The sequence below is a fragment of the Brevibacterium sp. BDJS002 genome (assembly GCF_028201555.1).
GTDB classification, from domain to species: Bacteria; Actinomycetota; Actinomycetes; order Actinomycetales; family Brevibacteriaceae; genus Brevibacterium; species Brevibacterium aurantiacum.
Genome location: NZ_CP116392.1, coordinates 1,705,205 through 1,718,600, shown reverse-complemented (window position 1 = coordinate 1,718,600; position 13,396 = coordinate 1,705,205). Strand labels below are relative to the sequence as shown.

The window sequence follows — 13,396 nt, the reverse complement described above, 5'->3', positions numbered from 1 at the left end:
ACGATCGTGATTACGGTGGCGCTGGTCGATGATCAGGAAATGGTGCGGATGGGGTTCTCCCTCATCCTCGACGCCGATGAGTCGATCACCGTGGTCGGGCAGGCTTCTGACGGCGTCGATGCCATCGCCTTGGCCAAACGCGAACGCCCCGATGTCATCCTCCTCGACATCCGCATGCCCAAGCTCGACGGGCTCGCCGCCCTGCCCCGGCTGACGCCGATCTCCAAGGTCATCATGGTCACGACATTCGACGATGACGACTACGTCGATGCGGCCCTGGCCGGCGGCGCCAGCGGATTCCTCCTCAAAGATGCCGGCCCGGACCTATTGCTGGCCGCAGTCAGGGCCGCCGCGAACGGCGACGCGCTGATCTCACCGTCGCTGACCCTGGATCTGCTCAGCCGCCGCGCCCAGGACACCAGAACGGGCGAGGACCGCCTCGCCGGACTCAGCGAAAGGGAGAACGACGTCGCTCGCCTCGTGGCGCGGGGGCGGACGAACCAGGAGATCTGTGCCGAGCTCTATATCTCGCTGGGGACCGTGAAGTCTCATCTGGGCAGCATCCAGACGCGCCTGGGTGCCCGCAACCGGGTCGAGATCGCTGCACGGATGTGGGAGTCCGGGGCAATGAATTCGGGGCGATGAATCGGCCGAATGGCTGACCCCTGATCGCGGAGTCCGGCCATTGTGCCGATGTCGGCGGCGGGCGGGGTGAACCAGGATGGAACACATGAGTTCAGACACCAGCGGCCACCCGTCCACAGCACCGACCGACTCCCCCACACGCACCACGACCGAGCCCCACAGCTCACGCACTGCACCCAGATCCCGCATCGCGGCCCTCGACGTCATACGCGGTATTGCGCTGTGCGGCATCATGATCGTCAATCTGCCGCCGCTGTTCGGCCTTGACGCAGTCACCGAGACCGGCGCTGTCCAGAGCTTCTACAGGTTCGAACAGGACTTCGTGCAGAACAGGTTCTTCCCGATCTTCTCTCTGCTCTTCGGCATCGGCTTCGGCATCATGTGGAACTCGGCCAGGGCCCGCAGTCCCAGACCCAGGCTCGCACTGCTGCGCCGTTTCCTGTTCCTGGCCCTCCTCGGCGTCGGCCACGCGTTCCTGCAGCCCGGTGAGGCTCTGCTGCCCTATGCAATCGTCGCGATCGTCATCCTTCTGCCCGCGACGTGGATTCCAGCCCGCGCACTGGCCGCGACCACATCGATCGCCGGAGGGGTGCTTCTGACCGCCGGGGTCTGGTTCGGCGGTGGCCAGGTGATCATCCCCGGACTCTTCCTGCTGGGCTTCGCCGCCGGCTACGCAGACACCATCCGCCGCGCACTGCGCCATCCCGGCCGGCTGGCCCTGATCGGAGCCGCAAGCGCCGCCATCTCCGTCACCGGATTCCTGCTCACCGACTACATCACCCGCCAGGTGCACATGTGGATCACAGCCGGCCTCGGCATCACCATGGCCCTGTGCCTCGTCGTCATCGTCATGCTGCTCATGCTCACCCCCGCCGAGGCGGTTCTGAGGCAGGTCTTCGCACAGCTGGGTCGGATGGCGCTGAGCAACTACATCGGAGCCACACTGCTCATTCTGGGCGTGAAGGCCATTGAGCCCGACCTGACCCAGTTCGATGACCATGGCGGATACCTGGCAGGCGTCCTCATCTGCCTCGGCATCATGATCATCCAGATCATCGTCTCCGCACTATGGCTGCGCTTCGTCGGGCAGGGCCCCTTGGAGAGGCTGTGGCGACTGGTCACCTGGGGACGTGAGGGTACACGAGCCTGAAACACCACCGACATATCCACAGACACAGATCGCCGAGGTGGGCCCTCCCACCTCGGCGATCGTGTTCGTATTCTTATCTGAGTTCGAATCAGTGCCCCTCAGCCTGAGTCAGCACTGTCGATTTCGGCTCAGTCGGCGACTGGCTCGAGCTCCGGGTCAAGGGCGATGACCCCGTAGCTCCAGCCCTTGCGGCGGTAGACGACGGAGGGTTTGCTCGACTCCTCGTCGATGAACAGGTAGAAGTCGTGTCCGACGAGCTCCATCCGGTTGAGTGCTTCCTCGATGCCGATGGGTGAGCCGTTGAACGTCTTCTCACGCAGAACCACCGGCGAATCGCCTTCAGCCTTGATCCGACCGTTCGTCTGATCGTTGTTCGCGGACGCGTTCGCGTCGATCGCCTCGCCATCCTCGGGGACGAGCGAATCGGCCACGGGCATCTTCGCGAGTGCCTCTGCGGTCGATTCCTTCCGATGGTGGCCGGCTCGAGGAACCTTGTTGCGGTCCCTGGCACGCCGTAATCGTTCGACGAGCTTCGCCCAGGCCAGATCCAATGCCGCATACTTGTCGCTTGCCATGGCTTCGGCGCGAATGGCCGGTCCCTTCGCCACTACAGTGAGTTCGACTCGTTCGCTGGTTTCGGGCTGACGAGAGTTCTTCTCGTGAGCAACGTGCACTTCGACTCGTTGCGCTCGCGGTGCGAGCTGCTCGACCTTGGCGATCTTGTCCTCAATGTGGGCCCGAAAACTGTCGGAGATGGTCAGTTGACGTCCGTTGACAACAATGTCCATGATGCGTCCTTAGCGACTCGTTCTTCGGATTCATCCGATCCCATTCCCTTGGATGGGTAAACACCGTTATACAGTAAAGGGAGAGACAAATCGAGTGCCCCCGCGGCCGAGACCGAGAACGGCTCCTGCAGCGGGTCTGATCTGCACCGATGCTAATACCCTTGCGCTTTCTGCCAAGGTTGCGCCGGTGGTTGAGAAATCATCGATGAGAAGATCCACACCCGATTCCGACTCCGTTTCGCCGCCTGGTCGCCCAATCGCTGAGTCCAGGATCGTCGGGTTGAGATACTGCGATCTGGCCACATTGGCCTCCCTGGCATGTGCTCCCAGACCGACCTGATCATGGTGGTGTCTGGTGAGGAGCACATCGATGACCTCCAGTGACAGTTCGGGAACCAGCTGCGCGGCGCGTCTGGCCAATGCCGCCGTATGGGAACGACCTCGACGACGCAGCGCCTGCGGGGAGCTCGGCGCGGGAAACAGTCTGACCCTCCCACCCGAATGATGAGCCAATTCCAAGGCCGCGGTGATGGAGCGTGCAAGTGCCAGGGCTAGCGGGTCGAGAATGTCGCGGCGTCCGTTGTCTTTGAAGTTGACCACCATATGAGAAATCTGGGTGCTGTATTCCGAGACGCCGACGACGGGAATCTGACCGTATCGAGGTTCCATGGCGCGCGGGATGCCGCCGAGGAGATGCAGACAGGCCGTACACAATGAGACGTCCTCCCGCCCGCAGCCGGCGCACCGGCGGGGCAGGAAGAGTTCGCCGAATCCGGTGAGCAGGCCCATGGGAGAAATCTACCTCGCCGCGCTGCGCACCTCAGCCCGGATAGGAGGGGTCTTTGGCCGTGATGTCGACGAGCTTCTGCCAGGCGTTGGAATTGTAGGAGTAGATCTCACCTGATGAGCTCGTCACGAGAATCGAACGTCCGTCCTCGCCCGAGGCGATGCGGCTGCCGTCGGGGACCTCTCCCAGTTGCGCCGGAGGTCCGGTGACACCGATGCGGAACGGCTGGACCTCATCGCCTTCCATCGCAGCCATGGCCACCAGCGACGTCGATCCCGCCCACGAGATGTCCTTGACCTCGTCGAAGTTCGATCCAACCTCGATCAGGGCATCGGACACAGCGCTGGAGGGGTTGCCCGCCTTGTCACGCGGGATGCCGACGACGTCGATGCGTGAGGGTTCGCCCTTGTGCCGGCTCAGCAGCGCGATCCGTGTCCCGTCGCGTGAGACTTCGAGGTCGATGAGATCTCGACCGGAGAGGAAGTCCGTGGCGATCGAGTACTCCTTGCTGTCTTCGCCGATGGCGGTGAGCTTGCCCTTGTTATCGCGTTCTCCGGTCCACACCGTGTTGAACCGGTCGATGCTGGGGCGGACGAGCTTCTTGCCCTTGAAGATCGGAGTCGCATCAACGGTATCGGCCTTGAGCCGCATGAGCTCCTTACCGGAGTTCTGCAGGTAGACGTAGAGCGAATCGTCGAAGGACACGGCTGGATCGCTGGCTTTGGCCTTAGCCAGATTCGGGCTGTTCTCGACCTTGGCCACTGTCGTGCCGGAGATGCGTGAGAGCCGGTCCTGGGACAGCACCACGGGTGGACCGTCGACCTGGACGGAGGAATCGGTCTTCGGCTGCAGACTCTCCGAAACGAGCTGTCCGCCGATGGTCAGCTCGATGCTCGAAATGGAGGGGATGACCTTGAGCGTCGACGCGATCTGCTGTCGGATCAGCCCCTTCTCTCTGTCTGTCGGCGCATCTCCCTGGCTGCCCAAGGCGATATGCGCAACACCGTTCTCAATGGTCACCACGTTGGTGTCGCTGAGTTTCGCACCATCAGGGATTGCGGTCACGACCGCGCTCGAGAGGTACGAGGCCGGTCCGCTGAGGAGTTCGTTGATGAGCGCCGTCGGTGTTGACGAGGACCGGAGGAACCACCGGGAGTCCGGGACTAGGTAGGAGTAGTCGGAGGTGAAGAACTGCAGCGAGTAGTTGAGGAAGATCGTCTGGAACTCTGTCTCGGAGATGAGCAGACCATCGGGCGCCGAGGCGATGCGCCACTCCCCGTTCTCCTGACGCAGCGAGAACTCCATGTTCGACTGAGTTCCCGGCTTGGTGGAATTGTAGATGCCCGAGGAGTTGACGAGCCCGACGACCGGGGCCGACATCGTCAGCGTTTTGTTGTCGGAGGTGACTCCGGCGTTGAGCGAGTCCAGATCGGTGTCGTTGGGCAGTATTGACACCGACTCCTGCGGATTCCATTCCTGGGCCTCGGCCTCGGTGAGGAAGGACTTGGCGACGGAGAAGTTGTTTCCGGTACCCGCACCGGCTGCTAAGAATCCGCGGACGATCTCACCGATGCTGTCACCGGGTTCAGGGCCGTCAGGGATACGGGCGCTGCTGGCTCCGGGGTCACCGGATCCCGCTTTGATGTGACCGACGGGCGAACTGCTCGGGATCGAGGAACAGGCTCCCAGCGCCATGGTGGCGAAGATGGCGAGGATGAGCATCTGCAGACTCTTCCTACGGCGGGGAGTCTTCATGACTTCGATCCTCCTTCGGGAGTGGTGCTGGGGTGCCAAACGGTGTCCATGTCGATGTGAATTTCGGCGTCGCCAGCAGAGTCGGGCTCGGGCTCACTGCTGCCTGCCTCGGCGTCGGAGTCGGGCTCGCCCTCCGAGTCCCTCCCGGTATCCGAGTCCTTGCGAGTCTCAGAACCCTTGCGCGCCTCAGAGTCATTCGCGGCATCCGGGTCGTCACTGACCTCCGTGGCTGTGCCAGCCTCGTCGACATCAAGTGTCTCGTCGTCGGAGTCGGTGTCAATATCGGTGCCGTCGTCGATGATGGCCGAATCACCGCTGATGACCTCAGGCTCATCGACGAAGCCGTCGTGGGCGGGGCCAGTCTGACCGGTCTCGACCACGATGGGAATCGAGCCCGTCTGGATCCGCACGGAACCGTCCGAGGACAGCGGGCCGGCCACCAGGGCGGCACCCTGGATCTGCGCATCTCGTGGCGGCAGAGGCAGAGGTGAGGACGTGATCTCCTGATCTGGACGGCGTGGAATGGTCAGGCGGAAACACGAGCCCTCTCCCAATTTGCCCCAGACCTGCAGCCAGCCGTTGTGCAGGTGAGCGTCCTCGAGCGAGATGGCCAGCCCCAGACCAGAACCGCCCAAGGTGCGTTTGCGGGCGGGATCCGCACGCCAGAAGCGGTCGAAGACGTGCTCGACCTGCTCTTCGTTCATGCCCACCCCGTGGTCACGCACGCTCACGGCCACCGCCTCGGCGTTGGAGGCGACATAGATGTCGATCGGATTGGACTCTCCGTGTTCGATCGCATTGACGACGAGGTTGCGCACGATACGGGTGATGCGCACGCGGTCGACCTCGGCCATCACCGGCGAGGACGGGGCGTGGACGACGATGTTCGTCGACATCTGGTCAGCCACCATCGACACCGTTTCGATGATCGAGGTCACGATGGCCCCAACATCGACGGGCTTGGCCACGAGGGCGGCGGCACCGGCGTCGTAGCGGGAGATCTCGAGCAGGTCCGAGAGGAGATTGTCGAACCTCTCCGCCTGCGAGTTCAGCAGTTCCGCGCTGCGGGAGGTGACCGGATCGAGGTCGTCGCGCGCATCGTAGATGAGGTCTGCGGCGGCCCGGATCGTGGTCAGGGGTGTGCGCAGCTCGTGGGAGACGTCGGAGACGAACTGTCGCTGCAGGACGGAGAGTCGCTCCATCTGCTGAATCTGATGCTGCAGAGTGTCGGCCATGTCGTTGAAGGACTCCCCCAGCACCGCGATCTCGTCATTGCCGTGAACCGGCATGCGCTCGTCCAGGTCACCATCGGCGATCAGACGTGCCACCTCGGCGCCGGTGCGAACCGGAGTCACCACGAGCCGGGTGACGATCCAGGCCACAGCACCGACGAGAACGACGAGGACAAGGGCTGCGACGAGCATCGAACGCTGCACGAAGTCGAGGGTGTCCTGCTGCTCGGACAGGTCACCCAGATAATAGAGCTGGAATTGACCGGCACCTGGGATCTGGAGTTCCTGAGTGATCAGCAGACCGGGACCGGAACCGTCGGGAAGGGCCACGGACTGGTAGAGCATGTCATCGGTCGGGGCCTTGCCGATGGCCTCCTTGAGCTCATCGGTGGCGGGCACCTCGACGGCGGAGCCATCAGACTCCGTCTTCCCCGCACTGACGGTTGAGAACGATGAGTTCGGATCACTGGGCTCCAACGACAGCGAGTACACGGAACCGGTGGAGCGGTTGTAGATCGAAGAGAGCTGAGAGCTCAGGTTCTCCTGAGTCACCGCCTGCCCGTCGACGGGGGCGAGGCTGCGCAGCTCGGAGACGATGGTCCCGGCCTGAGAGGACAGGGACTGGAGCCGGGTGTCGAAGAGGCCACGTGAGATCTGCTGGGACATGTACGTCCCCACTCCGAAGATGGCCACGGAGGTGAGGACGATGGTGAGGACGACGATCCGCAGCTGCAGGGAATGGCTGAACGAACGGAGGAGGAACCTCCAGAACGTCTGGACCGCCGAGGCTGCGGTGCGGATCGCTCCGCCCACAGCCGAGGTGGGACTCACGCCGCTCTGCCTGCCTTATATCCCACGCCGCGAACGGTCACGATGATGTCCGGCTTCTCCGGGTCACGCTCGATCTTCGAACGCAGTCGCTGCACGTGCACGTTCACAAGACGGGTGTCCGCCGCATGCCGGTAGCCCCACACCTCTTCGAGCAGGGTCTCACGGGAGAAGACCTGCCAGGGTTTGCGGGCCAGCGCCACCAGCAGATCGAACTCGAGCGGGGTCAGGGAGATCGGGGAACCGCCCTTGGTCACCGTGTGACCGGCGACGTCGACAACGACATCGCCGACGGTGAGCAGTTCCGGCGCCTGCGGTTCGGAGATGCGCAGGCGGGCCCGCACCCTGGCAATGAGCTCCTTGGGCTTGAACGGTTTGGGAACGTAGTCATCGGCACCGGACTCCAGGCCGAGGACGACGTCCACGGTGTCCGATTTCGCCGTGAGCATTATGATCGGCACGGAGGAGATCTCCCGGATCTCCCGACAGACCTCGAGTCCGTCCTTCCCGGGCAGCATGAGGTCGAGGAGGACGAGGTCCGGATTCACCTTTTGGAATTCGTCGAAAGCCTGATCGCCGGTGGCACAGAAGAAGGGTTCGAAGCCTTCACTTTTGAGCACAATTCCGATCATTTCGGCCAGAGCCGTGTCATCATCAACTACGAGGATACGAGCGTTCATCCTCCCATTGTCGCTTATGAGCGTCCAATCTTTCGACCTCGACACCCCCACCGCTGAATGCAGATGTCGTGAACACAGCTTCGGGGGCGATTCGACTCGGCGTCGGGCCGCGAAACATGGCAGGATTGTTCGGTGATGGGACGATCGAATGCGTGGACCTCAGAGGTCGACTGGCAGACCGGTCAGTGGCAACGACGAGATCAGGGCCCGACGCATCACGAATGGCACCCGCCTTCCCCGCGTGGAATCCTGGCCAAACGACCGCTGACCTTCTTCGAGGTGCTCGATTCCGGTTTCCGGTTGCTGAGGTTCATTCCCGGCCTCACCATCGGTGCCGCTCTCATCGTATTCACGCTCTGGACTCTGATTCTGACCGCGCTGGGAACCTTCGTCGTCCTGCAGTTCCTGCCTTTCCTCAACGACATCGTCAGCAATGACGATGCGATGTCCGGGTTCTTCCTGCTCGCGCAGATGGGATCGTTCGCGATCAGCCTGCTCAGCCTCGGCGTGGCCCATTTCCTCGCCGGGCTGGCCGCCAGCGGTGCCGAGGCCTCGTTCGGGGCACGCAAGACCACCTTGACGCAGTCGTGGAGGTCTCTGCACGGGCGCCGGTGGACGCTCATTCTCGCCGCGCTGCTCCTGGGTGCCGTCAACCTCGGCCTGCTGCTTCTACTCAGTCTTCCCTCAGTTCTGTTCGCCCTGGCCGACAATCCGGTTGTTGCAATCGTCACCGCGCTCGTCGCTCTGGGGCTGTGGGTGTGCGCCCTGATCTGGCTCAACCTGCGGTTCGCCTTCACCGGCTCGGCCATCGCCGTCGAGGGCTTGGGCGTGCGTGCGGGACTGCGCCGTTCGTGGACGCTGACCGGGCGAGGATTCTGGCGCACCCTCGGCCAGCTGGGGCTCGGCTACTTCCTGTCCAACCAATTGGTCCAGCTCATCATCACCCCGCTCGTCTCGGTCCTCACCGTCATCGCGACGCTTGCCATCGGGACCGCTGCCGCATCCTCCACGTCGATCACGGTCATCACCGTCGTCGCCGGAGCCGCTCTCCTGATCTTGACGACCGTATCCTCGGCGATCCTCTTCGCCTACTTCTCCTGCCTCGTCTGCGTCTGCTACTTCGACCAGCGCATGCGCTCCGAAGGCTTCGACCTGGTTCTCATCCGCCGTGAGGAGGGGAGTGCATGAGCATCCTCAGCAGCTCCCCCATCGATCGTGAAACCGGCCGCGAATTGGTCGAAGACGAACTATCCAAAGACGAATACTCGAACACCGATCTCACACCCTTGGAACAGCTCGGACAATGGCTCAGCAGTATCTGGGACTCACTCGTCTCCACCGCCTTGGACGGCAACTCGCCATGGCTGCTGCTCATCGTCGTCGCAGCCCTCGCGGCCATCATCGCGCTGATCATCTGGCGAGTCAGGCGCGTCGGGCTGAAGAAGACCAGCCTTCCGCTGTCGGCATTCGACCCCGTTGTTGCGTCACCGCAGCCCGGTCCGTGGAGGGACAGCGCCCGGGCCGCTGCCGAACGTGGGGATATGAGGACCGCGGTCATCGATTCCGCCCGTGCCATCTTCGCCGTACTCTCGCAGAAGCAGATCGTGACTCTCGATTCGGCGTCGACGGCCAGCGAACTCAGCCGCACCGCCGGAGAGCACCTGCCCGAGCACAGGCGAGAGCTGGCTCGCGTGGCGAACGTCTTCAACGACCTCCTCTTCGGTGAGGAACGCGACCGAACTTCGGACGATTCGCTGCAGACAACCTATGGCGAATTCCAGGCACTCGATGGCAGGCTCAGCGCCTTGAACCCTCGGCAGCGATCGGCGGTGGCATCATGAGCGCCTTCATCGACGTCGCAACCAGGGGAACCCGTTCCAGTGCGGCCGTGCCGGTGACGGCTCGCCTGAGATCGGCTGGGGTATGGATCGTCGCGGCCGTCGCCATCCTCATCACTGTGATCGCGACGATGCTGATGACATCCGACCGGGGCACCGATGCCCCGCTGCACTACGACTCCACTTCACGCGACGGCACGAAGGCCATGGTCGAGACCCTGCGCGACCAGGGGGTCGACGTCACCACCACCGAGGATTTCGACACAGCCCATAAAGCCGCCGGACAACCCGACACGTCACTGCTGATTCCCACGCAGGCCGAGACGCTCTCCCAGGGCGACATCGATGGCTTCCGGTCCGAACTGGCAGCCGAGGACAACCGTCTCGTGCTCATCGACCCCGGCTATGCCGTCCAGGAATTCACCGACCGCATCACGGTCAATGACAGCCTCAGTCCGCTGGCGTCTCCGGATAAGATCTCACAGCCAGATTGTGCTGTGCCCTCAGCCGAGGCTGCAGGCCCGGTAGAGACCGGTGACTACGAGTATGCCGAAGCCAGGAAGGGAACCGAGGGTCTTCGCGCCTGCTACCCATTCGCCGGTCCCGGTGTCTCGCAGATCGACGGCGGCGCAGTGACTCCCGGATCGGCTCACGGACAGCTCATCGTCGACCAGGGCGGCGGAGGAAAGGGCGACTTTCCCGTCACCGTCCTCGGCAATTCCACCTGGGCGACCAACGCCGGCATCGACGAAGAGGGCCATGCCTCGCTGGTACTCTCCGAACTCTCACAGACCGACCATCTGGTCGTCTACTACCCCACCGAGTCCGCTGACTCCGAATCGGCACCATCGACGCTGGACTATGTGCCCAGCTGGTTCATCGCCGGAGCCGTATGGCTGGTTCCGTGCATCATCGTCCTCCTCCTCATCATCGGCCGCAGGTTCGGTCCCCTGGCCGTCGAACGCCTGCCGGTGATCGTTCCCGCAGTGGAGACGGTGCACGGTCGAGCGGCTCTGGCTGCACGCAGCCATGACCGGACCGGAGCCCTGCACACCCTGCGCACGGGTGCCCTGCTGCGCATTGCGAAGCGGTTGGCGCTGGGACCCGAGGCGGGCCTGACTGACATCATCGTCGGCATCTCGAATTCCACGGGCCGCGATCCGGCCCAAATCGAGTCGGTCTTCTCCTCCGCGGTGCCCCACACCGACTCAGATCTGGCGAACATCGTCCATCTGCTCACCCTCATCGAAAGCGAGGTCTCATGACACAGACTCCGGGAGAGAACTCCGCCCAGCCCCAGCAACCGGCGCAGCCGCAACAGGCCCCGTCACAGGAACAGCCGCAGCAGCCGGCGCAGCCCCAGCAGGCTCAGCCGATGCAGGCCCCACAGCAGCCGGCCCAGGAACGCGACCCGCTGCGCGAGGCATTCGTCGATGTGCGCACGCAGATCGCCAAGGCCGTCGTCGGCCAGGACGAAGCAGTCACCGGCATGCTCATCGCCCTCCTGTGCCAGGGCCACGTCCTGCTCGAAGGTGTGCCCGGCGTCGCCAAGACCCTCTTGGTGCGCAGCTTCGCCACCTCGGTCAGCCTCGACAACACACGCATCCAGTTCACGCCGGACCTCATGCCCAGCGATGTCACCGGCTCGCTGGTCTATGACGCATCCGTGTCGAACTTCGAGTTCCGAGCCGGACCCGTGTTCACCAACATCCTCATCGCCGATGAGATCAACCGCACCCCGCCCAAGACCCAGTCGGCTCTGCTCGAGGCCATGGAGGAACACCAGGTCTCCGTCGGCGGCGGGTCCCGTGCCCTGCCCGAACCGTTCATGGTCGCTGCCACCCAGAACCCGCTGGAGTATGAGGGCACCTACCCTCTGCCCGAGGCTCAGCTCGACCGCTTCCTGTTCAAACTCGTGCTCGGACTGCCCGAACGCGATCTGGAATTCGAGATCCTCAACCGTCACGCCCACGGCTTCGATGCCTCCCACCTCGCCGAGGCGGGACTGACCCCGGTCGTCGACGCGGCCATGATCGCGCAGGCGCGCGAGCGCATCGCCGAGATCTACATCGCCCCACAGGTCATCACCTACATCGTCGACCTCGCCAGAGCCACGAGGCAGGCACCGTCCCTGGCCTTGGGCGTCTCCCCTCGTGGCGCCACCCGAATGCTCGGTGCCGCACGCGCCTATGCCTGGTTGTCAGGTCGCGGCTACGTGACACCCGACGACGTCAAGGCCCTCGCTCATATGACTCTGGGCCACCGTGTGATCTTGCGTCCGGAGGCTCAGATGGACGGGCTCAACGTCGATCAGGTCCTCAACTCGATCATCGCAACCACCGAAGTCCCGCGCTGAATGACCACACGTCTGCTCCTGCTGACCCTGCTTGGGATCATCCCCGTCATGCTCATGCCGGGGTTCACCAGCGCGCTGATCGTCGCCGGCATCATCGTCCTCCTCGCGCTCGTCGACTTCTTCCTCACACCGCCGCCGAGGTTGGCCTCCCTTCAGCGCACACCGGGACCGATGGTCCGGTTGGGAGACCCCACCCATTCCACTCTCACAGTGGTCAACGACTCCCCCAGACGACTTCGCCTAGCCGTCCGGGATGCTTGGTCGCCCAGTGCCGGGGCGAAGAGCACCCGTTCGCGGCTCGACCTTGCGCCGGAGGAGAACACGCAGGTGGTCACTCAGCTCCTGCCGGTGCGTCGTGGTGCCCTGCACGGTGACAAAGTCACCATCCGCAGTCGCAGCGTCGTGGGCCTGATCGCCCGCCAGAAGAGCTTCGACGTTCCTGCGATCGTGCGCGTCCTGCCGCCGTTCATCTCTCGACGTGAACTGCCGTCGAAGACCCAGAAGCTGCGTGAGCTCGACGGTCGCTCGGCGGTGATGATCCGCGGCATGGGCACGGAGTTCGATTCGCTGCGCGATTACGTCGACGGTGATGATGTGCGCTCGATCGATTGGCGGGCCAGTGCCCGGGCCCAGGACCTGGTCGTCAAGACCTGGCGGCCAGAACGTGACCGCCGGGTCGTCATCGTCGTCGATTCGTCCCGGCTGGCAGCACGCCGGTGTGGAGACGGCACGGTCTTCGATGCGGCGTTGGAGTCTGCTCTGCTGCTGACGGCTCTGGCTTCGGGCGCAGGTGACCGCGTCGATGTCGTCGTCGCCGATGCTCGCATTCGTGCCATCGCTTCGAGTCATCGGTCGAAGGACCCTGTCCATGACCTGTCGGTGGCACTGACCACGGTGCATCCGGAACTCTACGATGCCGACTGGGAGCAGATCTCTTCGACCGTTCTGGCCACGTCGCGCCAGCATGCCCTCGTCGTCCTCGTCACAGCGTTGGACGAGGGCAGCGTCTCCGATGAGATCCTGCCGGTCCTGCCGACGCTCCTGGCCCGCCACCGTGTGGTCCTGGCCTCTGTCGAGGATCCCGGACTGCGTGAACTGGCTGCCAGACGTGACGGAACCGACGAGATCTTCACCGCCGCAGCCGCAGAATCGGAGCTGCTGACGTCGAAGTCACTGCAGACTCATCTGCGCGGTGCCGGTGTCCAGTCCGTCGAGGCGGGCCCCGACGATCTGCCTGGCGCATTGGCCGATCTCTACATCAATCTCAAGGCCACCGGGAAGCTCTAGACCGCAGCCCCAAGCCAGTTTCGGGTGCGCGCTTATCACTTTGGATACTC

The 13,396-nt window shown here is 63.7% G+C and carries 12 protein-coding genes; 7 read left to right on the top strand and 5 right to left on the bottom strand.

Annotated elements, in window-relative coordinates; translation table 11 throughout:
* The first annotated feature begins 3 nt into the window (after window positions 1-3).
* Window positions 4-645, top strand: a complete 642-nt coding sequence (locus PGC08_RS07945; RefSeq protein WP_096160914.1) for a response regulator — start codon at window positions 4-6, stop codon at window positions 643-645.
* An 85-nt stretch (window positions 646-730) separates the two neighbouring features.
* Window positions 731-1,795, top strand: coding sequence for a DUF418 domain-containing protein (locus PGC08_RS07940; protein WP_096160913.1), 1,065 nt, complete (start codon window positions 731-733; stop codon window positions 1,793-1,795).
* 128 nt (window positions 1,796-1,923) lie between these two features.
* Here the strand turns inward: PGC08_RS07940 and hpf are convergent, their stop codons facing one another.
* The 5 genes from hpf to mtrA form a co-directional block, all read right to left on the bottom strand.
* Entirely contained in the window at window positions 1,924-2,583 is a 660-nt protein-coding gene (gene hpf, locus PGC08_RS07935) for a ribosome hibernation-promoting factor, HPF/YfiA family (RefSeq protein ID WP_193078476.1), read from the bottom strand.
* A gap of 66 nt (window positions 2,584-2,649) precedes the next feature.
* Window positions 2,650-3,372: a ComF family protein gene (locus PGC08_RS07930; RefSeq protein WP_069599902.1), complete on the bottom strand. Its 723-nt coding sequence runs from the start codon at window positions 3,370-3,372 to the stop codon at window positions 2,650-2,652.
* Window positions 3,373-3,403: 31 nt separating this feature from the next.
* A complete protein-coding gene (locus PGC08_RS07925) occupies window positions 3,404-5,125 on the bottom strand; it encodes an LpqB family beta-propeller domain-containing protein (RefSeq protein WP_271709912.1) in 1,722 nt (573 codons plus the stop codon).
* A complete protein-coding gene (gene mtrB / locus PGC08_RS07920) occupies window positions 5,122-7,188 on the bottom strand; it encodes an MtrAB system histidine kinase MtrB (protein ID WP_271709911.1) in 2,067 nt (688 codons plus the stop codon). Before mtrB ends, PGC08_RS07925 begins: the two co-directional genes overlap by 4 nt.
* Window positions 7,185-7,865, bottom strand: coding sequence for an MtrAB system response regulator MtrA (gene mtrA, locus PGC08_RS07915; protein ID WP_009884702.1), 681 nt, complete (start codon window positions 7,863-7,865; stop codon window positions 7,185-7,187). Before mtrA ends, mtrB begins: the two co-directional genes overlap by 4 nt.
* A 135-nt stretch (window positions 7,866-8,000) precedes the next feature.
* Here mtrA and PGC08_RS07910 point away from each other — a divergent pair, with 135 nt between their 5' ends.
* From PGC08_RS07910 to PGC08_RS07890, 5 genes are read left to right on the top strand one after another with little or no spacing between them, the layout of a single operon-like run.
* Window positions 8,001-9,053, top strand: coding sequence for a DUF7847 domain-containing protein (locus PGC08_RS07910; RefSeq protein ID WP_009884703.1), 1,053 nt, complete (start codon window positions 8,001-8,003; stop codon window positions 9,051-9,053).
* Window positions 9,050-9,706, top strand: a complete 657-nt coding sequence (locus PGC08_RS07905; RefSeq protein WP_271709910.1) for a hypothetical protein — start codon at window positions 9,050-9,052, stop codon at window positions 9,704-9,706. Before PGC08_RS07910 ends, PGC08_RS07905 begins: the two co-directional genes overlap by 4 nt.
* Window positions 9,703-10,968: a DUF4350 domain-containing protein gene (locus PGC08_RS07900; protein WP_069599897.1), complete on the top strand. Its 1,266-nt coding sequence runs from the start codon at window positions 9,703-9,705 to the stop codon at window positions 10,966-10,968. The genes PGC08_RS07905 and PGC08_RS07900 overlap by 4 nt, the downstream gene beginning before the upstream one ends.
* On the top strand, window positions 10,965-12,059 hold the full coding sequence (locus tag PGC08_RS07895; RefSeq protein WP_009884706.1) for an AAA family ATPase: 1,095 nt from the start codon (window positions 10,965-10,967) through the stop codon (window positions 12,057-12,059). The genes PGC08_RS07900 and PGC08_RS07895 overlap by 4 nt, the downstream gene beginning before the upstream one ends.
* A complete protein-coding gene (locus tag PGC08_RS07890) occupies window positions 12,060-13,346 on the top strand; it encodes a DUF58 domain-containing protein (RefSeq protein ID WP_271709909.1) in 1,287 nt (428 codons plus the stop codon). It begins immediately after the preceding gene.
* Window positions 13,347-13,396: the final 50 nt, after the last annotated feature.

Excerpts from the sequence above, each read along its gene's own strand:
- PGC08_RS07940 (WP_096160913.1), top strand. The coding sequence starts at position 731 with ATGAGTTCAGACACCAGCGGCCACCCGTCCACAGCACCGACCGACTCC.
- hpf (WP_193078476.1), bottom strand. The coding sequence starts at position 2,583 with ATGGACATTGTTGTCAACGGACGTCAACTGACCATCTCCGACAGTTTT.
- PGC08_RS07930 (WP_069599902.1), bottom strand. The coding sequence starts at position 3,372 with ATGGGCCTGCTCACCGGATTCGGCGAACTCTTCCTGCCCCGCCGGTGC.
- PGC08_RS07925 (WP_271709912.1), bottom strand. The coding sequence starts at position 5,125 with ATGAAGACTCCCCGCCGTAGGAAGAGTCTGCAGATGCTCATCCTCGCC.
- mtrA (WP_009884702.1), bottom strand. The coding sequence starts at position 7,865 with ATGAACGCTCGTATCCTCGTAGTTGATGATGACACGGCTCTGGCCGAA.
- PGC08_RS07910 (WP_009884703.1), top strand. The coding sequence starts at position 8,001 with ATGGGACGATCGAATGCGTGGACCTCAGAGGTCGACTGGCAGACCGGT.
- PGC08_RS07905 (WP_271709910.1), top strand. The coding sequence starts at position 9,050 with ATGAGCATCCTCAGCAGCTCCCCCATCGATCGTGAAACCGGCCGCGAA.
- PGC08_RS07900 (WP_069599897.1), top strand. The coding sequence starts at position 9,703 with ATGAGCGCCTTCATCGACGTCGCAACCAGGGGAACCCGTTCCAGTGCG.
- PGC08_RS07895 (WP_009884706.1), top strand. The coding sequence starts at position 10,965 with ATGACACAGACTCCGGGAGAGAACTCCGCCCAGCCCCAGCAACCGGCG.
- PGC08_RS07890 (WP_271709909.1), top strand. The coding sequence starts at position 12,060 with ATGACCACACGTCTGCTCCTGCTGACCCTGCTTGGGATCATCCCCGTC.